This window comes from Sphingomonas turrisvirgatae (assembly GCF_001721295.1).
Lineage (GTDB): Bacteria > Pseudomonadota > Alphaproteobacteria > Sphingomonadales > Sphingomonadaceae > Sphingomonas > Sphingomonas turrisvirgatae.
Map to the genome: position 1 here is coordinate 149,177 of NZ_MDDS01000068.1, position 21,850 is coordinate 171,026.

The window sequence follows — 21,850 nt, forward strand, 5'->3', positions numbered from 1 at the left end:
GTCGGCGGCTTCCGGGCCGTCAGCGCGACCGCCAAGTAACCACCGACGACGTCGCGTAATTCCAAACCACGCCGACCAGAATGCCGGCAAGGCCAGCCGACAGCCACCCATAATGATAGTCGGAGAACAGATAGTCGGCGATCCCGACATTCGCGAACGCCCCCACCGCGCAAACCAGCATGAAGGTCAGCAAGCCCCGAGTGACGGGCACGAAGCCCTTGAGCCGGCGATCTCGATAGGTGAGAGTGTTGTTGACGAAGAAGTTGAAGACCATCGCGATGATCGTGGCGCTTGCCTGCGCCCACAGGAAGCTTGCGCCGACCGCGCCCATCGTGCCCAGCACGCCCATGTGAACGAACACGCCCAGCCCGCCGATAAACATGAACGACACGAACCGCGCGGGCACGATATGGCCGATCAGCTTGTCGACTAGCAGCAGCAGATATTCCCAGACGATCAGCGCATCGAGCTTGCTTTCCCCATGCTGCCGCGTGCGGAAATGATAGGGTAGTTCGCGAATTCGCAGCGGTGCCTGGGTCGAAGCGGCAATATCGAGCAGGATCTTGTAGCCCTGGCCCGAAAGGCTGCGGACGGCGCCGTTGAGCGCCGGTCGCGTGATCGCGAAGAAGCCGCTCATTGGATCGGTGATGTCGGCCGAGGTGATGAGTTTGGCCAGCTTGGTCGCCGTCGAGCTGACCGTCGCGCGTTTCGCATCCCACTCACCGATGCCGCCCCCCTCAACATAGCGCGACCCGATCACCAGATCCGCCTCGCCGTCGCGCAACAGCCGCAACATGTCCGGCAGAATGCGCTCGTCATGCTGCATATCGGCGTCGATCACCGCGACATAGGGTGCGGTCGTGCTCAGCATCCCCTCAGTCACCGCGGTCGATAGCCCGCGTCGCCCGATGCGGTGGATCATGCGGATATTGCCGCGTTCGGCCGCGATCTGGCTCAGCACCTCACGCGTGCCGTCGCTCGAATCATCGTCGACGAAGATGATCTCGAAACTCGTGCCCGACAACGCGTGGGCGACCGCCTCGGTCAGCGCCCGAACATTGTCGCGCTCGTTGAACGTCGGGACGATGACGGCGAGTTCGGGCGGGTGATGCAGGGAGAGCAGGGCGGCGGGCGGCGCCACGCATTCGGGATCGGGCATGCGGCTTCGATTTCTCCGGCCTGTGGAGCGTTCACCGCGGTAGCGGCAGAGCGCCACGCCTGGCAAGACGGCTCGTTCGCCGCCGCCGCGACGATGCGACAGTCGATGTGCCGGGAACGGTGCGGCCAGGTGGGCCGCGCCGTAGGTCCGATCTAGATACGACCGCGCAGCAGATTGCCGACCGCGAGAGCCGCCATGCCGGCCAGCGCGGCGGTGGCCCAGGGACGCTCCTTGGCGAAACTTCTCGCCTTCCCGGTGATCGGGGTGTCGCCGCTGAAATGCTTGCGCAGCGAGTCGGCGAGCGCGTTCTTGCGGTTAGACGGGGTCGTCGAAGTCTCCGTGGTCGGTGCGGTCGTCGCCATAGCATGATCTCCTTCATCGTGATGTTCGTGGGGACAACGCTCGATCGTGTCGTAAGGCTACGTGTCGGCCGCCGCTTGGCCGGAAAGCGCGATCGCTTCGTCGGCCGTCTGTCGCTTACTCACGCGCGTCCTTGCGCTGGCCGGCAAGCTGGTTCGCCTTGGTGCGGTCATTGCCCGCTTGCTTGATGATGGCGCGTGCATCTTCGGTCGACAGGCCGTGCTTGCGTGCGAAATAAGCGACTTCATAGGGCTGGCCTGCCGCGACCCGCCGGCGATCGCCGCCAGTGCGTTTGGTCTTGTCGTCGCCACCCTTCCGCTTGGTCCCTTGCGTCGGCCGTTTGCCGTTCGCTGCTGCTGCGGAGCGTCGTTTGGCATAGAACAGGCCGGTCACCGCTGCCGCCGCACCCAGCGCAACTGCCGCGCCGACCCCGATAAGCGGCGTGGTCTTGACCGCAGTTTCATGGTTTGCGTCCTGGCCTTCGGTCTCGACCACGACGAGTGCCGTGCCCGGCGTGGCAGCAGCGGCATTCGAGTCCCGCTTGCCCTTCCTAGGTCGAGCCGACGCTTTGCGCTTCGCCTTTCGCGTCACGGGCGGCGGCTGCAGGGGATAGGGCGAGGTCGCTTCAGGCGGAACGGGCGGCTCATGTGACATAACGGCTCCTGCACGACGGTTTGGCACTGCAACGCATCGCGCTCGTGCGGGTTTCGCCGCTCTGCAAAAGCCCGGTGCGTCTATCTCAGATGCGCGTCCCGCTTCTCGAACAGCGACTGGTCGGTAAAGCCGGCAACGTCAGGGCGTCCGCGGCCCAGCACCACCTGCAGATAGCAGGGCTCGTCGGTATCGTTCTGATAGCCGTGAATGACGCCGGCGGGGCATGAGATCATCTCCCACGGGCCGAGTTCGCGCGACAGGCGGTTGCCGGCCTCGTCCTCGACGAACACGGTGCATTTGCCCTGCAGGATGAAGAACACCTCCTCGACCTCATGCGTGTGCGGCGCGTTGCCCTGGCCGGGCGGGACCAGCATGATCGAGAGCGTGAAATTGGCCGCCGGCACGATGCTCGCGTCGTCATGCTTGCCTGATGCGCCAGCGCCGATGAAGCGATGCTGGGCGCGGCGATAGCCATCGATGCTGGCATCGGAAAAGGCGTTCCAGTCAGGGACCCGGTCGCCAAAGCGCGCGACATAGCGCGCCATGATCTGCTCGAGGCTCCAGTCGGCGATCTCGGCCGGGCGGGGGTGGCGGGCGACCTGCATGGCTTGGCTCCTCTTAAAGCGTGGCTTGGGCGGCGGCGAAGCTGTCGATCATGCAGCTGCGGCGGATGAAGGCGTCGTGCAACTCGGGCGAGGCCGATGCGCGCGCAATCGCCGCCAGCTTCTGCGCGCGGATCGCCGGATCCTTTTCGCCCAGCGTCTCCTTGTTGGCGATGCTCTGCGCTTGCACGCCATCGACCTGCGCCTTGCGCCGCTGGCGTGTGTAGCGGTCGAGCAGCGGCTGCGCCGCCTCGCCGCAGTGGAGGATCGCTTCCAGCTTGTCGGCCAGGTTCATTGCGTCGTGGATGCCGCCGTTCATCCCCATGCCGCCGACCGGATTGTTTACATGCGCGGCGTCGCCGGCCAGCAGCACGCGACCCTGGTTGAAGGTGGCGGCGATCCGCTGATGCACATGATAGAGCGCGACCGTCACGACCTCATAGGCGCCCGGCTTCGGACAGAATTTCTGCAGCCGTGCCTCGATCGCCGCCTCCGACAGCAAGTCTTCGTCGCGCTGTTCGGGCAGCGTCGGGCTGACCGCTCGCCACATGCCCGACCCATCCTCGCCGCGCGCCTTGAACAGGTTCATCCACTCGTCGGGATCGGAGAAATAGTTGCGGTTGCTGATCTGCGGGCCGATCGCGGTGAAATCGTGCCGCGTGTCGATCTTGATGAATCGCTCCGGCCAGGTGAAGCCATCGAACGCGATATCGCTCAGCTTGCGCACCGTGCTGCGCCCGCCGTCGCAACCGACCAGATATGCGCCCTCGACCCGGTCGTGTGAGCCGTCGGCACGCTCGACGATTGCGGCCACCTGATCGGCACCCTGCTCGACAGCGACCAGCCGTGCCTCGCGCTGGATCTCGGCACCGTCATCCTGCTTCAGCCGCGCTTCGATGGTCTCGACGATCTTGTACTGCTCCCATTGCAGCACATAGGCGTGCTCGGGCGGCGCCTGCATCTCGGGCAGCGCGAAGCGGCCGACCAGCTCACCGGTCACGCGATCGAGATAGTGGAAAACTGGCGAGACCAGCCCCTGCGCCAGTCCTTCCTCGAGCAAGCCGAGCTGATCGAGCATCGCGATCGTCGGCGGGTGGCACGATGCGGCGCGGCAGTCATGTTCGGGCGCGGCGAGTTGATCGAGCAGGATTACCGGGACGTCGCGCTGCCGCAGGGCCAGTGCGAGGACCGAGCCGACCGGTCCGGCTCCGACGATGATGACCCTGTTGCGCACGGATTGTTCTGCCATGCGCTAGGGCTAGCAACATCAACTTTGTATGACAATCATAATCTAATACAAACTCAGGCACGTCGGAGTGTGCCGCCTTGAGCCTCGTCGCGCAGCCGGGCGACGATTGTGTCGCGCGCCGTGCGGATATGCTGGCCGAGCGCTTTAGCTGCCGCGTCGGCATCGCCTGCGCACACCGCATCGACGATGGCACGCCATTCGCCAAGGCCCGCCTCGACGCGTTGCGGCGCCGACATCGAGGCGAGGCGGAGATAACTCACGCGCTTGAGCAGCTGGCGCCCGGTTTCGCCCACCACCTTGCTGCGCGACCCTTCGAGGATTTCCTCGTAAAAGGCGCCGGACATTTCCGCGAGGGCGGGGAGGTCGCCCTTGGCGGCATGTTTCTCGATCGCCTTGTAGATCGTCTGCAACCGCTTCAGCGCCTTGGGATCACCGTGCGCGACGAACTGCCGGATCGCGCGAGTCTCGACCATCTCGCGCAGCGTGTAGATGTCATAGGCGTCGTCAGGGCTGAGCACCGAAACGATGATGGCACGACGTGGGCCGGCTTCGATCAGTCCTTCCGACTGCAACTGGCGCAGCGCCTCGCGCACCGACGTGCGACTGACGCCCAGCGCTTCGCACAGTTCGCGTTCGACGAGCCGCGTGCCCGGACGATAGAGGCCCGAGGCGATCGCGCCGCGCAGTTTCTCCAGCGCATGTTCGCGCACCAATGTGGGATTGGCGACGACGCGAAGATCCTCGATATTCAAACATGCTCTCCCAGGTCGGCGGTACGCTGTTGCCGGCGCTGTAGCAGCATTCGTCCGACGATCATATCGGGAACCGTGTCGCTATCGCGCGAGCTTGGCGATCGGCCACGCCCCGCCGAGCCGCGCGCACTGCAACAGGCTGTAGCCGGTAAGAGCCGATGTCTTGGGATTGGCGGGCGAGGCGAGGGCGAGGATATCGAAGCGGAAGCGCCCGAACGCGCCCGCCGCTTCGATAACGCCCAGCGGATCGTCGACCTTCCGCGACGACACCAGCCGTACGCGCGTGCGATCGATCCCGATGCCGGCCAGCCCGATCGCGACCGAGACATTGGCATTCTTGGGATAGGCGGCGGCTGCCTCTCGCGCGCTCCCCTCGAAAAAGACCTGCTCGGCGATCGGCGAATCCAGATCGATCGACTGTTCCGCCGGGGTTCCCGCCCAGGCATGGGGCGGCTTGTACGAGGTGTACGTCACCGTATCGATCCCGGCGAGTGCTGCAGCGACAAGGCCGTCCAGACCCGCGATCGCCCCGGCCGGCAGCAGCAAGCGCCCGCCGCCCGCCCGTTCGGCCTGGTCCAACCGCGCCGCCATCGCTGCATCGGCCAGCACGCCGACCGACGAGAGGATGCAGTCGATCCCGGCAGCGAGCAGGTCGGGTACATAGTCGCGCACGGCCTGATGCCCGGCGCATTCGATCACCACGTCGGGACGCGCGGCGATCAGCGCGGCAGCGTCGTGGACGGCGTTCGGCGCAGCGCGACGGGGCCGCACCAGCGTGGCGACGAGCTTATCGCGCTCGCCCAGACGGTCGAGCGCGGCGGCGATCTCTTCGCCGATCGCGCCATAGCCGATCAGCCCGATCCGCTCGGTCATGGGTTCACCAGCTTCGCCGGCAGTTCGACGCCGTTCGCCTTGTGCACGACGCCGCCCTTCATGACGAACTCCACGCGTTCCAGCACGGTGATGTCCGCCAGCGGATCGCCCGCCACCGCGATGATGTCGGCATAGCGGCCCGGGGTGATCTTGCCGATCTCGGCCGATCCGATCAGGTCCGCGCCATTGGCCGTCGCGGCCATCAGCGCGTCGATCGGCGCGACCCCGGCCTTGACCATCAGCCCGGCCTCCTTGGGGTTTTCGCCCAGCCCGGTGTCGCTGCCCATCACGATCTTCACCCCGGCCTTGTAGGCGTTGGTCAGCTTGGCGCTGCCGGTGCCCATCGCCAGCACTTTCGCGCGGGTCGAAGCGCTCATCGAGTCCGGCCGCTGCGTCGCCGCTTCATGCAGCTTGTGCGTGGTCAGCAGCGTCGCGACGAAATAGGTGCCATGCTGTTTCATCAGCGCCCAGCTTTCGGCATCGGCATAGGTGCCATGCTCGATCGAATCCGCGCCCAGGCGCACGGCCGCATCGATCGAACTCTTTCCATGGCCGTGCGCGGCGAGTTTCAGGCCCATGCCATGCGCGGCATCGACCGCAGCCTTGATCTCGGCGTCGCTCATCAGCTTGGCCTTGGGATCGTCGCCGGTGCTCACGACCCCGCCCGACGGCAGGATCTTGATTACGCTCGCGCCCATCTTGTGTTCCTTGCGGGCGAGCGCCGTCACAGCGTCCGGTCCGTCGGCCAGTCCGGCGCCGTGCGAGGGGCGGCTAACATCGCTGGCCAGGCCGCGCGCCCAGTCGTTATGCCCGCCGGTGGGTCCGATCGCCTCGCCCGCGACCCACATGCGCGGACCGGCGACCGATCCGCGGTCGATCGCTGTCTTGAGCGCGATATCCGCACCGTACAGCCCGCCAAGATCGCGGATCGTCGTGACGCCCGATTGCAGGATCGCGCGTGCATTCACGGTGGCGACCAGCACGGTATCCATCGGCGAATAGGTCATCGTCTTGGCGATGCCGTTGCCGGTGCGCGGCAGCGAAGTGATGTGCGTATGCGAATCGATCAGGCCGGGCAGGACGGTCTTGTCCTTAAGGTCGATCACTTCGGCATCGGCCGGGGTCTCGTATCCGGGCCGCACAGCGACGATCCGATCGTCCTTGATGACGATCGTCGCCGGCCCCTGAATGGCGCGCCGTTCGCCATCGAACAGCCGCCCCGCATGGATCACGCGATCCTGCGCCAGCGCTGGGGCACCCAGCAGCGCTGCGATCATTGTGCCGCAAAGTATCCAGGTTCGCATGCCGCCTCCGCTTGTCGTTCAGGTTGGAAATTGAGGGTCAGGTGGTCGTGACCTGCCCGCCGCGCTCGCGCTGATCATAGGGGCTGAGCAGCATCACGAGGCCGGCCGCCAACACGCAGATCGGCACGCCGACCGCCAGGATTGCGGTGTAGGAACCGGTCGCGTCGAACACGAAGCCGAACGCCAGCGGTCCAAGGCCCATCGCCACCATCACCGCCGCGAACAGCGTCGAGAAGATCTGCGCGAAGCAGCGCAAACCGAAGTATCGGCTGGTGAGATAGGCCAGCATGTCTACCTCGGCGCCCAGGCTGCCGCCCAGCAGCAGCGCGGCGGGCAGGAATGCCCAGAGCGGGAGCGGAAAGGCCAGCAGCGCCAGACCCACCGCCGACAGGCCAAAGAACAGGAGCGCGATGCGCCGCGCATCGAACTTGTCGAGCATGAACCCGATGAGCAGCCGCCCGCCGAATGCCGCCATGCCGAACACCGAGGCGATGCCCGCCGCTTCCGCCGCCGTCAAGCCGCGGTCCTGCAGCAACGGGACGAGGTGCGGGATCAGCCCATAGAGGACGAAGGCGAGGACGACGAAGATGCCGCCAAGCACCCAGAAATCGGCCTTGCGCATCGCTTCGCCCATCGTGTCGCCCAGAGTGCCGCGCCTGGCGTCCGGCTGGTCGTGGGGCGCGTCATGCTCGGGCGCGTCATGCAGCGCAAAGAGGACGAGCGGCAGCGTGCCGAGCAGCAGCAGGCCGGCAAGGCCCAGATAGCCGGCCCGCCAGCCGCCCCAGTCCACCAGTGCCTGAGTCAACACCGGGACATAGGCGAAGCCAAGGCCCGTGCCGCTGCCGGCGATCCCGATCGCCAGCCCGCGGCGATGATCGAACCAGCCGGTGATGATCCGCATATAGGCGGTGCTGTTGGTGCCCACCGCGATCGTCCCCATCGCGATATAGCAGACCAGGAACTGCCAATAGGCGGTGGCGAAGGAGAGGCCGGCCATGCACAAGGCGAGCAGCGCGATCGAAGGGATCAGCACGCGTCGCGCGCCCAGCACGTCGATCGCTTTGCCCGCGATCGGCATGCATGCCGCCGTGCTCAGCATCATCAACGACACCGCCGCGCTGATCGCGGTGCGGGTCCAGCCGAATTCGCGGGCGAGCGGCTCGGCTACGACGCCTAGCGAGGCGAGCCCGAACGCGGCCGGGCCGGTGGAAATGCCGAACAGGCTGATCGCGACGACCAGCCAACCTTGATTGCGCGCTTGCATCATCGGGAGCCCTTTTGCCGGCTGTTCCGCCGGTCTCCCGCTAACGATAACCGCGCATCGACCCCTGTCAATTCATTGTATGACAATCATACACTAATCGGGCCGTCGCTGGCCGACCTGCTCGATCGCATCAAGGAAGAGGTGGGTCGCCGAGACTGCGGCATCGGCATCGCCCGACCGAATGGCTTCGACGAGCTGCCGGTCTGCCTTCAGCGTCAGGTCGCGATAAGCCTCGACCGCGTACAGCCGCTCCCGTCCGACCCGAAAGCTGTCGTCGACCAGTTCCGCGCAGCGCGCCAGCAGGCGGTTTCCCGCGAGCACGCGAACGGCGTCACGCAGCGCATAATGCGCCTGCGCAAAGGCTTGTGGTTCGTCATCCGCATGCGCGGCCTCGGCAGCGGCCAGTTCGGCCTCGAGCGTATCGCGCGGCGCAGTCTGCGCAGTAGCGAGCGCTGCCAGGCGGGCAATCTCGACATCCAGCAGCCGCCGCGCATCGATCCGCTCGAAAAAGGTGCGGCGATCGTCATGCGGCACGCCGAAGCCGCGCTCGGCTTTTTCCAGCACGCCCTCCCGCGCCAGGCGGATCAATGCCTCGCGCACCGGCGTCCGCGACACCGCGAAGCGCTCCGCCACCTCGACCTCCAGCAAGCGCTGGCCCGGCACGATCATGCCCTGATCAATTGCCTGCCGCAGTTGCGCATAGACGCGATCGCTCGCCCGTCCAGCCATTTACGTCGCTTGCCCCATACCTGCCGGATGTAACCGCGTGACACGCATTCGCCTAGGCTTGCCAGTCACTGCAGCAGTGTATACATCCGTGTATACACTATAGTGGAGCATGCCGTGGCCTATCGCACGATTACCGCCGACCCGCTGACGCCGCGCATCGGGGCGATCATTTCCGGGGTCGATCTGACCGCACCGCTGAATCCTGAACAAATTGAGGATCTGCATCAGGCGATTGCGGACCATCAGGTGATCTTCTTCCACAACCAGCCGCTCGACCCGGCGTCGCTGAAGCGGCTGGGGCAGCATTTCGGCAACCTTCAGGCGCATGCGCTCAAGGGGCTTCCCGACCACCCCGAGGTGCGCAAGCTGCACGCCGACGAGACGTCGAAGCATGTCGCGGGCGAGGAATGGCACAGTGACATGACCTGCGCGAAAAAGCCGCCAATGGGCAGCATCCTCTATCTCCACACGCTGCCGACGATGGGCGGGGACACCGCATTCTCCAGCATGTACGCCGCATATGATGCGCTGTCCGATCGCATGAAAGCGTATCTGGAGGGGCTGACCGCAGTGCATGACGGGCGGCTGGCATTCGGCCGGTTCGATCCAACCGGCCAGTATCCGATCGCAACGCACCCGGTGATCCGCGTGCATCCGGTGACGGGCAAGAAGGTGCTGTTCGTCAACAAGGGCTTCACCAGCCACATCAACGAACTGCCGCCCGCGGAAAGCCAAGCGGTACTCGACTTCCTCTATCGCCATGTCGAGAACGCCTATTTCCAATGCCGCTTCAAATGGGAGCAGCATTCGGTGGCATTCTGGGACAATCGCTGCACCCAGCATCTCGCGATCTGGGATTATTACCCGCAGGTCCGCTCGGGCTTTCGCGTGCAGATCGAGGACGTTCCGGGCCAGGAAGAAGCGTTGGCCGCCTGATCGGTCAGGGCGGCGGCGCGACCGTCGCGCCGCTGCAGCCCCTCACCGCTGCGTCAGGTCCAGCGCCACGTCGACGATCATGTCTTCCTGCCCGCCGACCATCTTGCGACGGCCCACCTCGGTCAGGATCGTTCGTGTATCGAGGCCATAGTCGCTCGCCGCTTTCTCGGCATGGCGCAGGAAGCTGGAATATACGCCCGCATAGCCCAGCGTCAGCGTTTCGCGATCGACGCGTACCGGGCGATCCTGAAGCGGCCGTACCAGCTCCTCCGCCGTATCCATCAGCGCGTACAGGTCGCAGCCATGGTTCCAGCCGCAGCGATCGGCGGCGGCGATGAACACTTCGAGCGGCGCATTGCCCGCGCCGGCGCCCATGCCGGCGAGCGAGGCATCGACCCGGATCGCGCCATTTTCGACCGCCGCCATCGAATTGGCGACGCCGAGCGACAGGTTGTGGTGCGCATGGACGCCGCGCTGCGTCTCGGGCTTGAGCACGCGGTCGTACGCCTGCAATCGCGCGGCGTAATCCGCCATGTTCATCGCGCCGCCGCTGTCGGTCACATAGACGCAATGCGCGCCATAGCTCTCCATCAGCTTGGCCTGCTGCGCGAGCGACTCGGGGTCGCTCATATGGCTCATCATCAGAAAGCCGGACACGTCCATGCCCAGGCCGCGTGCCGCCTCGATATGCTGTTTCGACACATCCGCCTCGGTGCAATGCGTCGCGATGCGCACCGAACGCACGCCCATTTCATAGGCGTGCTTCAAGTCATGGACGGTCCCAATGCCGGGCAGGAGCAGCGTGGTCAGCACGCTATGTTCCAGCACTTCGGCCACCGCGCCGATCCAGTCCCAATCGGTATGCGCGCCAAAGCCATAGTTGAACGAGCTGCCCTGCAGCCCATCCCCATGCGATACTTCGATCGCATCGACCTTGGCCCGGTCGAGCGCACGGGCGATCGCCTTCACATGATCCAGGCCATATTGATGCCGGATCGCGTGCATGCCGTCGCGCAGCGTCACGTCCTGAATGTACAGCTTGGTGCTGGTGGGATCGAAGCTCATGCCGCCATCCTCTGCGCGATCTTTTCCGCCGTCTTCAAAGCGGCCGAGGTCATGATGTCGAGATTGCCGGCATAGGCCGGCAGGTAATGCGCCGCGCCCTCGACCTCGAGGAATACCGAGACCTTGAGCCCGGTGAACTCGGTGCGTCCGGTTTCCGCCATTTCCGGAATGCGCAGCGGCTGGTTGCCGCCGATCGCCTCGAACTGCACCGCCTGTTTCAGGCGATAGCCGGGGACATAGGTCTGCACCTCGCCCACCATGTCCTCGATCGATTGGCGGATCGCGTCGCGGTCGCCATCGTCGCACAGGCAATAAACGGTGTCCCGCATGATCAGCGGCGGCTCGGCCGGATTGAGCACGATGATCGCCTTACCCCGCGTCGCGCCGCCGACCTCGACGATCGCCTGGCTCGTCGTTTCGGTGAACTCGTCGATATTGGCGCGCGTGCCCGGCCCGGCGCTCTTCGATGCGATCGAGGCGACGATCTCGCCATAATGTACCTTCGTCACACGGTTCACCGCTGCGACGATCGGGATTGTCGCCTGGCCGCCGCACGTCACCATGTTGACGTTGGCGGCGTCGAGGTTCGCGTCGCCGTTGACGGGCGGGATCGTATAGGGGCCGATTGCTGCGGGAGTGAGGTCCACCACACGCTTGCCATGCTGGCGCAGCACCGCATCATGATGCTTGTGCGCCCCGGCAGAGGTCGCGTCGAACACGATGTCGATCTGCGCGAACTCGGGCATCGCCACCAGTCCGTCGATGCCGCCTGCGGTGATCGGCACACCCAGCCGCTGCGCGCGCTTTAAGCCGTCGCTCTCGGGATCGATGCCAACGAACGCGCCGATCTCGAGCGTGTCGGACAGGCGCATAATCTTGATCATCAGGTCGGTGCCGATATTGCCCGATCCGATGATGGCGACCTTGGTCTTCGCCATGATGTCAGTCCTTGTCGTAAGTGAAGCCGACCGTGCCGATGCCGGCGACGCTCGCATGGACCCGAATGCCCGGGGTCAGCGCGACCATCGGCCCGAGCGCGCCGGCAAGCAGGATATCGCCGGCCTTCAACGGCTCGCCCCGCGCTGCCAGCGTCTGCGCAAGCCAGGCGGCAGCGTTCAGTGGATTGCCGAGCGCCGCCGCACCGACGCCGGTCGATACGACCGCGCCGTCGAAAGTCATTTCCATCGCCGCGCCTTCCAGATCCACGCCTGGGAGCGGCTTGCCTTCGCCAAGCACAAAGAATGCGGACGAGCCGTTATCGGCCACGGTATCGGCGAAGGTGATCTTCCAGTCGGCGATGCGGCTGTCGACGATCTCGATCGCGGCATGCACGCTCTTCACCGCTGCCGCGACCTGCTCGGCCGTGGTGTCGGCGTTCGGCAGATCCGCGCCGAGCACGAAGGCGATCTCCGCCTCCGCCTTGGGTTGGAGTGCGCGCGCGGGATCGAGCGAGCCGCCGTCGGCGATCTCCATGTCCGCGAACAGCACGCCGAAATCGGGCTGATTCACCCCAAGCTGCGCCTGGACTGCCTTGGCCGTCAGGCCGGCCTTGCGCCCGATGATGCGGCGTCCGTCCGCTTGCCAGAAACGCGTGTTGATGGTCTGCACCGCATAGGCACCATCGGCATCGGTCGGATCGAGCCAATCGCGCAGCGGCGGGATGGCTCCGCTCGAATAGGCGTCGCGCAACCGCCGTGCGGCCTCTTCATGGTTGATGTCGCTCATACCCGCTCCTCTTTGCAGTCAACCTATGGCCACGCGGCAGTTGGCACCAGCCGAACAGGACGCTAGTTTCTCGCAGAATGAGAAGCGGTGTGCCTGCGATCCAATCCACCACGCGTGTACTCGCGATGCTCGAAGCGGTCATTGCCGATGGCGGCCGATCGAGCGTGTCGGCGGTTGCGCGCCAGACAGGCGTCCCCGTCGCAACCGCTCATCGGCAAGTCGCGACGCTGGTGGCCGAAGGTTATCTGGCGCGTACGACGCGCGGCGCGCACATCGCAGGGCCGCGCCTGCTCACGCTATTGCATCAGGTCGATGAAAAGCAGCTGGTGGTCACCGCCGCCGCACCGTTCATCGCCGATCTTGCCGCAGAGCTCGGGACGATCGCTCAACTGGGCACACTTGAAAACGACATGGTGACCTATCGGTTGAAGGCGGGATCGGGCGCGAACGCATTGTTCACGAAGGTCGGCATGCAGCTGGAGGCCTATTGCTCGGCGATCGGCAAGGTCCTGCTCGCCAGTTTGAGCGATGCCGAGCAACAAGCCTATCTTGCTACCGGGCCGTTTCCGGCGCTGACCGACCGGACCCTGACCGCCCCGAACGACCTTGCGCGAGAGCTGGAGAAAGTGCGCCAGCAGGGCTTTGCGACCGACGATGCCGAAATCGCCCGGGGGCTGATCTGCATGGCGGTTCCGATCCGTGGCGTTCGGGGGCAGGTGGTCGCTGCCATATCGATTAGCCGCAGCAGCGCGTGCTGGCAGGATCGCGAGCGGGATCGCTATTCGCAAGCGCTGCTGCGCGCGGCCGGGCAGATCGAACAGTCGACATTCGGCGGGATGGGCAGCTTGGCCGGGCAGGCGAGCGGCAGCTAGTCGCCTTGATCGCCGTTGCCGCCATCGTCCGGCCCGTCCCGGCCGATCAGATCGCCGATCTTTGTCGCCAGCAGCTCGAGCGAGAACGGCTTGGTGATCATCGACATATTCTCACCCAGGAAATCGCCGCGTTGGGTTGCCTGTTCGGCATAGCCGGTGATGAACAGGACCGGTAAATCGGGGCGATGGCGGCGTGCGGCGTCGGCCAGGTCCCGACCGTTGATGCCGGGCATGCCGATGTCGGAAACCATGAGGTCGATGCGCTCGTCAGAGGCGAGCAGTGGCAGCGCGGCAGTCGGGTCGGCGATCTCGACGGCCTCATATTGCAGCTCCTGAAGCACTTCGCGGACCAGCATGCGGACCGACTGGTCGTCCTCCACGATCAACACGCGCTCGCCGGAGCCACGCCTGGGTGGGGCCTGCCGCTGCGCCGGGGCGGCGGCTTGCGCGGTGGTGGTTGGCAGATACAGTTTCACCGCTGTGCCTAGGCCCGGTTCGCTGTGGATGCGTACCGCGCCGCCGCTTTGCTGAGCGAAGCCATAGACCATCGAAAGGCCCAGGCCGGTGCCCTGGCCAATCGGCTTGGTGGTGAAGAAGGGGTCGAAAACCTTTTCGAGCAAATCGGCCGGGATGCCGGTCCCGGTGTCGGAGACGGACACCATCACGAATTGACCGAGCGGCAGCCCGGCACGCGTCGCGCTGTGCGCAGCGTCGACATCGACCAGGCGCGTCTCGATCGTCAGCCGCCCGCCATCGAGCATCGCGTCGCGCGCGTTCAGCGCCAGGTTGAGGATCGCATTTTCCAGCTGGTTCGCATCGGCAAGCGTGTGCGGAAGATCGGCGCCATAGACGAGCGCCAGTTCGATCTGCTCGGGCAGCGCATGTTCGACCAGCGGCGACATCGATGCGACCAGATCGTTGATGTCCAGGGGACGGGGGTCGAGCGACTGGCGTCGCGAGAAGGCGAGCAGCCGGTGCGTGAGTGACGCCGCGCGCTCGGCCGAGCTGCTGGCCGCATCGATATAGCGGTCGATCTCGTCGGTGCGGCCGGCCGCGATCTTGCGCCGCATCAGATCGAGCGAGCCGATGATACCGGTCAGCATGTTGTTGAAGTCATGCGCGATTCCACCGGTCAGCTGGCCGACCGCTTCCATCTTCTGGCTTTGGCGCAGCGAAGCCTCGGCGCGTTCGCGCTCGGCGATCTCCGACTGCAGCCGCGCCAGGGTGTGTTCAAGCTCCGCGGTCCGCTCGCGGACCTGGCTCTCCAGGCGTTCGGCCGCACCGGCCAATGCCTGGCGCTGTTCATGCAGGTCGAGGAACACGGCGGCCTTGCCGCGCAGGATGTCGGGTTCGATCGGCTTTTGTATGAAATCGACGGCGCCCGCTTCATACCCCCTGAACCGGCGCTGCCTATCTGCGCTGCCGGCGGTGACGAAGATGATCGGCACATGCCGGGTGCGTTCGTTGCCGCGCATGAACTCCGCCAGCTCGAACCCGTCCATGCCCGGCATCTGAACGTCGAGCAGGGCAAGCGCGACTTCATGGCGCAGGAGCAGCTCCAGCGCCTCTTCCCCCGACCGCGCCCTCAGAAACGCGAGTCCCTCGCGGCGCAGCAATGCTTCGAGCGCAAGCAAATTCTCCTCGAGGTCGTCGACGAGCAGGAAGTGGATCGGTTCGCGCGGATTGATCATGATGTTCCAAGGTTCAGCAGATGATCGACGATGCCGTCGAGTGACAGGACGATGGCGTCAGGACAGCGGAGAAGCGCCGCGCTCGGCATCGTGGCGGCATAGGCGTGTGCCGGGTCCTCGACCAGCACCGTGCCGCCTGCGGCGTGCACGGCAGCCGCTCCTCGCGCGCCATCCTCGTTCGCGCCGGTGAGGATCACGGCCACCAAGCCGCGACCATAGCTTTCCGCGGCGCTTTCGAACAACACGTCGATCGACGGTCGCGAAAACAGCACCGGCTCGTCGGTGGACAGCGCGATGCTGCGATCGGGTTCGACCAGCAAGTGATAACCGGGGGGCGCGACATAGACGGTCGCCGGCACGATCGGCTCCTTGTCCTCCGGCTCGCGGACCGCGACGGCGCTCTTGCTTGCGAACAGCGTCACCAGCCCGGAAGGTGAATCTGGCACATGCACGACGATCAGCACCGGCAGCGGATAGTCGGCGGGCAGGCGCGGCAGGATTTCCGACAGCGCCTGCACCGCGCCCGCCGATGCGCCGATGACGACCGCGCGAGGATCGGCTTCGCTCATCCATCCCGCCGCTGATAGATTTTTTCCTCGCGCACGAACTCGCTGAAGGCATCGGCATGTGCGGAGAAGCGCAGCGTCTCCTTGGAGCCAAGGCCGAGAAACCCGCGCCGGCTGAGCGAATCCCTGAACAGGCCAACCGCGCGGTCCTGAAGCTGGCGGTCGAAATAGATCATGACGTTGCGGCACGACACGAACTGGCATTCGGCGAAGACGGCGTCGGTGACCAGGCTGTGGTCGGAAAAGACGACCTGCGCGCGCAGTGCCTTGTCGAACACCGCGCGGCCATAGGCCGTGGTGTAATAGTCCGATAGCGACGACTTGCCGCCTGCCAACTGGTGGTTGCGCGTGAACGCCGCCAGCCGGTCGAGCGCGTAAACGCCGGCCTGCGCTGCTTCGAGCGCGGCGGGATTGATGTCCGTCGCATAGATCAGCGTGCGGTCCAGCAACCCTTCCTCATGCAGCATGATCGCAAAGGAATAGAGTTCCTCGCCCTGGCTGCACCCCGCGATCCACAGCTTGAGCGAGGGGTAGGTGCGCAGATGCGGCAGCACCTTTTCGCGGACCGCACGGAAATAGCCAGGATCGCGAAACATCTCGCTCACCTGCACCGTGAGGTAATCGAGCAAGCGCGTGACCAGGGTGTCGCCGTGCAGCAGCGCCTGTTGCATCGCCGAGAAATTCTTAAACCCCAGCTGTTCCAACGCTTGTCGCAGCCGGCGCTTGATCGATGCGCGGGCATAATGGCGAAAGTCGTAGTGATAGCGTCGATACAGCGCCTCAAGCAGCAGCTGAATCTCGATGTCCTCGACCGATTCGCTCCGCACGGCTTCGCTCATCGCGGCATCCAGACCCGCACGAGCGAGAGCAGCTTATCGACGTCGAGGGGCTTGGCCATATAGTCGTTGGCGCCGGCAGCCAGGCAATTCGCCTGATCGTCCGGCATCGCCTTGGCGGTCAGCATGATGACGGGCAGCTTGCCCCAGCGGCGATCCAGCCGCAGGCGGCGCGTGGCTTCCAGCCCGTCCATCACCGGCATCATCACGTCCATCAGTACCAGGTCGATCGCGTCGGCCGTGCCGGCGGCGGTATCCAGCGCGTCGAGTGCCTCCTGCCCGTTGCGCGCGATCGTCACTTTGGCGCCGCGCGGTTCAAGGATGTTGGTCAGCGAATAGACGTTTCGGACATCATCCTCGACGATCAGGATCCGCCGTCCTTCGAGCACTGCATCGCGGTGCCGCGCCTGCTGGATCATCTTTTGCTGCTCGGGCGGCAGTTCCGAAACCACCTGATGCAAGAACAGCGTGACTTCGTCGAGCAGCCGTTCGGGCGACTTCGCACCCTTGATGATGATTGAACTGGAATAGCGGCGCAGTTGCTGTTCGTCCTCCCGGCTGAGATCGTGCCCGGTATAGACGATCACCGGCGGAAAGCCGTGCGCCTCGTCCTGGCTCAAGGTTTCGAGCAGCGTGAAGCCCGATGCGTCGGGCAGCGTCAGGTCCAGCACCATGCAGTCGAACGTCTGTTCGCGCAGCAGCGCGAGGCATTCGGCGGCGGTGCCCGCACCTACCGTCTCGACTTCCGGCCCGGCGAGCAGCTTGCCGACCGCGTCGCGCTGCAACGGATCGTCCTCGACGATCAGCACACGGCGCATGGTGCGGGTGAGCTGCGCCTCCAGCGCTTCCAGCGCTTGTGCCAGATCCTCGCGCTTCACCGGCTTGACCAGATAGCCCATCGCCCCGAGCGAAAAGGCGGTCTGGGTCTGATCGCTGGCAGAGACGACATGGATCGGGATGTGGCGTGTCGCATCCTCGCGCTTCAGCCGATCGAGCACGGCAAGACCCGACTGGTCAGGCAGGCCAAGGTCCAGAACGATCGCACTCGGCTTGTGCTCGCGGGCAAGGTCGAGTGCTTCTTCGGCGGTGCCGGCGACGATGGTGCGGAACCCCGCTTCGCGCGAGATATCGCGGACGATGCCGGCAAAGACGCGATCGTCCTCGACCACCAGCAGCACACGTTGAGCCCCCTCCAATCGCTCGCGATCGTCCTCGATCGGCGCGAGCCGTGGCGCGCGTCGCGATGCCGGCACGGCAGGCGCCGGCGTCGACGGGGGTGCCGTCGAGGGCGCGGCCGCAGCCGGTTCGCCGCGCGGTTCGACCAGCGCCGGATCGTAATCGACCGGGATCATTAGGGTGAAGCTGCTGCCCGCGCCTGGCTTGCTTTCCAGCGAAATCGTGCCGCCGAGCAACCGCGCCAGCTCACGCGAGATCGACAGACCAAGGCCCGTGCCGCCGAACTTGCGGTTGATCGCGCCATCGGCCTGGCGAAACGCTTCGAAGATCGCCTGATGCTGTTCGGCCGAGATGCCGATTCCGGTATCGGTCACGGTCAACGCCACGCGATCCTCGCGCACCGGCGCGATGCTTAGCGTCACGCTTCCGGCCTCGGTGAACTTGAAGGCATTGGCGAGCAGATTCTTGAGGATCTGTTCAAGTCGCTGGCGGTCGGTGCCGATCGTCGGCTCCGAGTCATCGGCGATGTCGATCTTGAATTCGAGGCCACGTTCCCTGGCGATCGGGTCGAACGTCTGGCGCAGATCGGCGGCCAGGCGAGCCAGGGTGACCGCCTGGGCGTCGATCTCGATATGCCCGGCCTCGATCTTCGATAGGTCGAGAATATCGTTGATCAGGTTCAGCAGATCGTTGCCCGATGCCTGGATGGTGCGGGCATATTGCGTCTGTTCGTCGGTGAGATTGCCGTGCGGATTGTCGCCGAGCAGCTTCGAGAGGATCAGCAGCGAGTTGAGCGGGGTACGCAGCTCGTGGCTCATATTGGAGAGGAAGTCGGACTTGTACTGGCTGGCCTGTTCTAGCTCGCGCGCCTTCAGCTCGACCGCGGCACTCGTGCGGGCAAGGTCGTCCCGTTGCGTCTCAAGAAGTTGTGCCTGTTCTTCCAGCTGGGAATTGGTCTGCTCGAGCTCGACCTGCTGCTGCTCCAGCCGCACGGCGGATTCCTTGAGCGCGCGGCCCTGTTCCTCCAGCTCCTCGTTCGAGACCTTCAGCTCCTCGCTCTGCACTTGAAGCTCTTCGGACTGGCGCTGCGTTTCTTCGAGGAGCGCCTGAAGCTCCGTGCGATATTTGGCTGAGCGCAGCGCGACGCCGGCGGGATGGGCGATTCGCTCAAGAAACTCGATCGTTGCCGCATCCACCGGGTGCAGGAAGCCAAGCTCGATGACCGCGTTCACTTCGCCATCGGCGTTGAGCGGAGCGATAAGCAGGTGGCGCGGCTTGTCGCGACCCAATGCCGAGCCGAGTGTCAGATAGCCATCGGGCACGTCGTCCAGCACCACCGGCGCGCCATCGGCGGCAACCCGACCGAGCATGCCTTCACGCAGAGCGAACCGTTCGGGCACGATGGCGCCATCGGGCACGCCAAGCATCGCAAGGCGCTCGAAAGCACCATGCTCCCCCTTGAACAATACGCTGGCCTGGGCGCCGAGATGGGGCGTCAGGAAATCGAGGATGCTCTCGCTCAATTCCTGCACGCCCTTGTCACCCAGCATCGCCTGGCCAAGGCCGACTTCACCCGCCTGCAACCAGGCTTGGCGCTGCCGTGAGAGCGTGCTGCGGTGTACGAGCAGGCCCACAGCGAGCGTCAGGCCGATGCCGAGGATTGCGGCGAGGATGCCGCTCAACGTCGCGGTCGAATAGGCGCTGTCCATCTGCTGGAGCCGGACACCGCGCAGCCGCCGCTCTTCGTTGCGCATGGCATCGATCTGCGCCCGCACGGCGTCCATCTGCACCTTGCCGCGGTCAGTGTTGACGACCTCCAGCGCCGCCGCTGTGCCCTGGGTCCGCCGCAGCTCGATGGTCTGCCGCAGTTCGTTGTACCTTGCGTCGAGACGCGGCTTCAGCCGGCGCAGGTTGAGTTGTTGAACGGGATTGTCGGCGACCAGCGCTTGAATGGTGGTCACGCTGGCGTCCGCGCGCGCCACCGCGTCCTGATAAGGCTCGAGATAGCGATTGTTGCCGGTCAACAGAAAACCGCGCTGCCCGGTTTCCGCGTCCTGCGCCGCGGACAACAGGCTGCTCAACTCCGTGATGACCTCATGCGTATGCACGACCTTGGCTGTGTCGGCGCGCAGCGTGAGCATGTTTGAATAGGCGAGCGCGCCGGTGATCAGAAAAAAGATCAGCGCGCCACCGACGCCCAGGGCTGTGCCCAGGCCGATCCTGTTGCGCGCATGGGGCAGGGCGCTCACGGAGCGGTTCGCCATATTACTCTACATCCCGGCAGTGGGTAATCTTCGCTCCGGTTTCATGGCTGGCGCGCCAGTGCAAGTCGCAATTGCCTCGTATTCGGCCCGGCAACTGCGCCCGCAACGATCGGCAGCGCTGAGCGACGGACGTCTGGCGACGATCAAGCTGCTGCAAAACGGGACCATTCCGGAACCGGGCGATCGATCCTGCCGTTGAGCGACTATGCTGGAGGCGATCAGCCTGTTGATGGAATATCTGCGACGCGACTTGGGCGGCGTTCGGTCAGCTGGCCAAGGACGATGAGCGCATCGACCCGCAATGCCGTGCTGCGAGCCGAAGCCGACGCCGCCGGTACCGACACGCATCGGATGCCGGTAACGCAGCGCTGGCGGTTTGGAGGCGCGGCCGGCGTGTCGCTCACGTTCGCACTTCTGGCCGGCGGTCTGGCGGGCTTGGCTTGGCGGCGAGGCCGCAGGAAGCGAGCGTGCGCCGGCTTTGCGCCCGATGGCACGCAGGCGCAGCTTGAGGCGATGGTTCGGCGCGCGTCCAGCCTGCTCGGACCCGCCCCAGATCTACGCACCGGACGTTCGCGCCCGGAGGCCGAGCGGCTGCATCAGGTTATCGACGCCCAAGGGCCGCTGATGCGCGATGGCAAGCGCGCGCCGCTTGCCGAACCACTGCCCGACGCCGTGCCGATGACCGGCGAAGAAGACCCGATCGTCGAGGTCGATGATCCGGAATTTGTCGAGATCGTCGCGGAATTCATGCGATCCGAGCGGCATGCCAAGGTCAGGCATGACGGAACCGCCCGGGCCCAGCTGGCGCACGCACTGTTGCCCTTTGCCGATATCAATTGTGAACCCACCGCAGTGATCTGCGCAATCGATGGGCCGTTCACCGACTTCATCGACTCGCTCACGACGAGAGCAGGCGCGCGGGAGCCGCACGCAGCGGATCGACTGCTGGTTGCGACATTGGCCAGCATGGTGGCGCGCGCTGGAAATCGAGGCCCTTGCCGGGGCGCCAAGGCGGGTTGATCGGCTATCGCTGGACAGCGGAACGCGCATGCGCCGATCACGCTCTTGTGCCCGACACGTGCTACGATCCCACAGGCAGGTAGCGATTGCACCGACTGCATATGCCGGCCGAGTTGTTGCACTTGCGTCGGGCAATGCTGCAGTGCACAACGGTCAGGCCTTTCAGGCATCCTCTCCTAAAACTTTTCGGGGCCGGCAAATGCCGGCCCTTTTTTTTCGGCTAAGCCAGCCGCAAACCGCGACCCGCTTTGCTCAGCCTATGCGGCAGCGGGTCATCGCTTTCCGCATGATGCGCAACGCGATCGAGATTGTTGGGCATGACCGGACCTGCAGGTGCGCTGTCGATCCATCCGAAAGCCCAAGCGTCAATGCCCGCGTCTGCGCGCGTCGCGGCTGCATCTTCGGCAAGCTGTGGCATGGCCGCTTTTTTGAATGCGCTGCGAAAAAGTTGGATTTGCTGCTTGACGGCCGGCGATTCGGGTCATAGATGGCGCCCTCCCGAGGCGATGGATCGACCATCACCGGCTTGAAAAGGCAGTCGGGAACGCTCTTTAGCAGATGGGCATGGACAGCGTTGCTGTACAGCCTTGCGCACCCTCCGCGGTAAAATGCGGGAGGGGTTGAGCGTCGCTCTTTGACATAGTGATTTTGATGAAGGGACATGTGGGCGGCGGCCCCGGGTCTGGCAGCTTCTAGGTGCCAGGTGCTCGGTAAAGAAAAGCCGTTCCATGGGCTTCGTTTGGCGGGACTTTG

20 protein-coding genes are annotated in these 21,850 nt (G+C 65.2%); 3 read left to right on the top strand and 17 right to left on the bottom strand.

The genetic code is table 11. The features are described 5' to 3' along the window. Positions 1-19: 19 nt before the first annotated feature. The 10 genes from BFL28_RS17410 to BFL28_RS17455 all read right to left on the bottom strand — a co-directional run bounded on the left by BFL28_RS17410 (position 20) and on the right by BFL28_RS17455 (position 8,946). Entirely contained in the window at positions 20-1,159 is a 1,140-nt protein-coding gene (locus tag BFL28_RS17410) for a glycosyltransferase (RefSeq protein WP_069321775.1), read from the bottom strand. Between the two features lie 152 nt (positions 1,160-1,311). Beyond that, positions 1,312-1,521, bottom strand: coding sequence for a hypothetical protein (locus BFL28_RS17415; protein WP_069321776.1), 210 nt, complete (start codon positions 1,519-1,521; stop codon positions 1,312-1,314). Between the two features lie 115 nt (positions 1,522-1,636). Then, complete coding sequence (locus BFL28_RS20395) at positions 1,637-2,173, bottom strand: DUF3606 domain-containing protein (RefSeq protein WP_079247255.1); 537 nt, start codon at positions 2,171-2,173, stop codon at positions 1,637-1,639. Positions 2,174-2,253: 80 nt separating this feature from the next. Next, on the bottom strand, positions 2,254-2,778 hold the full coding sequence (locus BFL28_RS17425) for a cupin domain-containing protein (RefSeq protein WP_069321777.1): 525 nt from the start codon (positions 2,776-2,778) through the stop codon (positions 2,254-2,256). A gap of 13 nt (positions 2,779-2,791) precedes the next feature. Further along, positions 2,792-4,024: an FAD-dependent oxidoreductase gene (locus tag BFL28_RS17430; RefSeq protein ID WP_069321778.1), complete on the bottom strand. Its 1,233-nt coding sequence runs from the start codon at positions 4,022-4,024 to the stop codon at positions 2,792-2,794. A gap of 53 nt (positions 4,025-4,077) precedes the next feature. Beyond that, the gene (locus tag BFL28_RS17435; protein WP_079247256.1) at positions 4,078-4,776 is read right to left on the bottom strand and encodes a GntR family transcriptional regulator; all 699 of its coding nucleotides are present in this window, start codon (positions 4,774-4,776) and stop codon (positions 4,078-4,080) included. Between the two features lie 81 nt (positions 4,777-4,857). After that, on the bottom strand, positions 4,858-5,649 hold the full coding sequence (locus BFL28_RS17440) for an aspartate dehydrogenase (RefSeq protein WP_069321779.1): 792 nt from the start codon (positions 5,647-5,649) through the stop codon (positions 4,858-4,860). Beyond that, complete coding sequence (locus tag BFL28_RS17445; RefSeq protein ID WP_069321780.1) at positions 5,646-6,953, bottom strand: metal-dependent hydrolase family protein; 1,308 nt, start codon at positions 6,951-6,953, stop codon at positions 5,646-5,648. The genes BFL28_RS17440 and BFL28_RS17445 overlap by 4 nt, the downstream gene beginning before the upstream one ends. A gap of 37 nt (positions 6,954-6,990) precedes the next feature. Further along, complete coding sequence (locus tag BFL28_RS17450) at positions 6,991-8,217, bottom strand: MFS transporter (RefSeq protein ID WP_069321819.1); 1,227 nt, start codon at positions 8,215-8,217, stop codon at positions 6,991-6,993. Positions 8,218-8,310: 93 nt separating this feature from the next. Then, entirely contained in the window at positions 8,311-8,946 is a 636-nt protein-coding gene (locus BFL28_RS17455; protein WP_069321781.1) for a GntR family transcriptional regulator, read from the bottom strand. A 114-nt stretch (positions 8,947-9,060) separates the two neighbouring features. Between BFL28_RS17455 and BFL28_RS17460 the strand changes: the two genes are divergently transcribed. After that, complete coding sequence (locus BFL28_RS17460; protein WP_069321820.1) at positions 9,061-9,882, top strand: TauD/TfdA dioxygenase family protein; 822 nt, start codon at positions 9,061-9,063, stop codon at positions 9,880-9,882. Between the two features lie 42 nt (positions 9,883-9,924). Here the strand turns inward: BFL28_RS17460 and dmpG are convergent, their stop codons facing one another. From dmpG to BFL28_RS17475, 3 genes are read right to left on the bottom strand one after another with little or no spacing between them, the layout of a single operon-like run. Further along, a complete protein-coding gene (dmpG, locus tag BFL28_RS17465) occupies positions 9,925-10,947 on the bottom strand; it encodes a 4-hydroxy-2-oxovalerate aldolase (protein ID WP_069321782.1) in 1,023 nt (340 codons plus the stop codon). Beyond that, on the bottom strand, positions 10,944-11,885 hold the full coding sequence (locus tag BFL28_RS17470) for an acetaldehyde dehydrogenase (acetylating) (RefSeq protein ID WP_069321783.1): 942 nt from the start codon (positions 11,883-11,885) through the stop codon (positions 10,944-10,946). The genes dmpG and BFL28_RS17470 overlap by 4 nt, the downstream gene beginning before the upstream one ends. Positions 11,886-11,889: 4 nt before the next feature. Further along, positions 11,890-12,672 carry a 2-keto-4-pentenoate hydratase gene (locus tag BFL28_RS17475; RefSeq protein ID WP_069321784.1) on the bottom strand — a complete coding sequence of 261 codons (783 nt, stop codon included), beginning with the start codon at positions 12,670-12,672 and terminating at the stop codon, positions 11,890-11,892. 89 nt (positions 12,673-12,761) lie between these two features. On the opposite strand from BFL28_RS17475, the gene BFL28_RS17480 reads away from it, so the two are divergent. Continuing rightward, a complete protein-coding gene (locus BFL28_RS17480) occupies positions 12,762-13,544 on the top strand; it encodes an IclR family transcriptional regulator (protein ID WP_241527383.1) in 783 nt (260 codons plus the stop codon). Here BFL28_RS17480 and BFL28_RS17485 read toward each other — a convergent pair. From BFL28_RS17485 to BFL28_RS17500, 4 genes are read right to left on the bottom strand one after another with little or no spacing between them, the layout of a single operon-like run. Further along, the gene (locus tag BFL28_RS17485) at positions 13,541-15,235 is read right to left on the bottom strand and encodes a response regulator (RefSeq protein WP_069321786.1); all 1,695 of its coding nucleotides are present in this window, start codon (positions 15,233-15,235) and stop codon (positions 13,541-13,543) included. The two genes, BFL28_RS17480 and BFL28_RS17485, sit on opposite strands and share 4 nt — an antisense overlap. After that, a complete protein-coding gene (locus tag BFL28_RS17490) occupies positions 15,232-15,804 on the bottom strand; it encodes a chemotaxis protein CheB (RefSeq protein WP_069321787.1) in 573 nt (190 codons plus the stop codon). Before BFL28_RS17490 ends, BFL28_RS17485 begins: the two co-directional genes overlap by 4 nt. Continuing rightward, positions 15,801-16,640, bottom strand: a complete 840-nt coding sequence (locus BFL28_RS17495) for a CheR family methyltransferase (protein ID WP_069321788.1) — start codon at positions 16,638-16,640, stop codon at positions 15,801-15,803. The genes BFL28_RS17490 and BFL28_RS17495 overlap by 4 nt, the downstream gene beginning before the upstream one ends. Further along, complete coding sequence (locus BFL28_RS17500) at positions 16,637-20,077, bottom strand: response regulator (protein WP_069321789.1); 3,441 nt, start codon at positions 20,075-20,077, stop codon at positions 16,637-16,639. Before BFL28_RS17500 ends, BFL28_RS17495 begins: the two co-directional genes overlap by 4 nt. 282 nt (positions 20,078-20,359) lie before the next feature. On the opposite strand from BFL28_RS17500, the gene BFL28_RS17505 reads away from it, so the two are divergent. Then, complete coding sequence (locus tag BFL28_RS17505) at positions 20,360-21,097, top strand: hypothetical protein (protein ID WP_069321790.1); 738 nt, start codon at positions 20,360-20,362, stop codon at positions 21,095-21,097. The last annotated feature ends 753 nt before the right edge of the window (positions 21,098-21,850 follow it).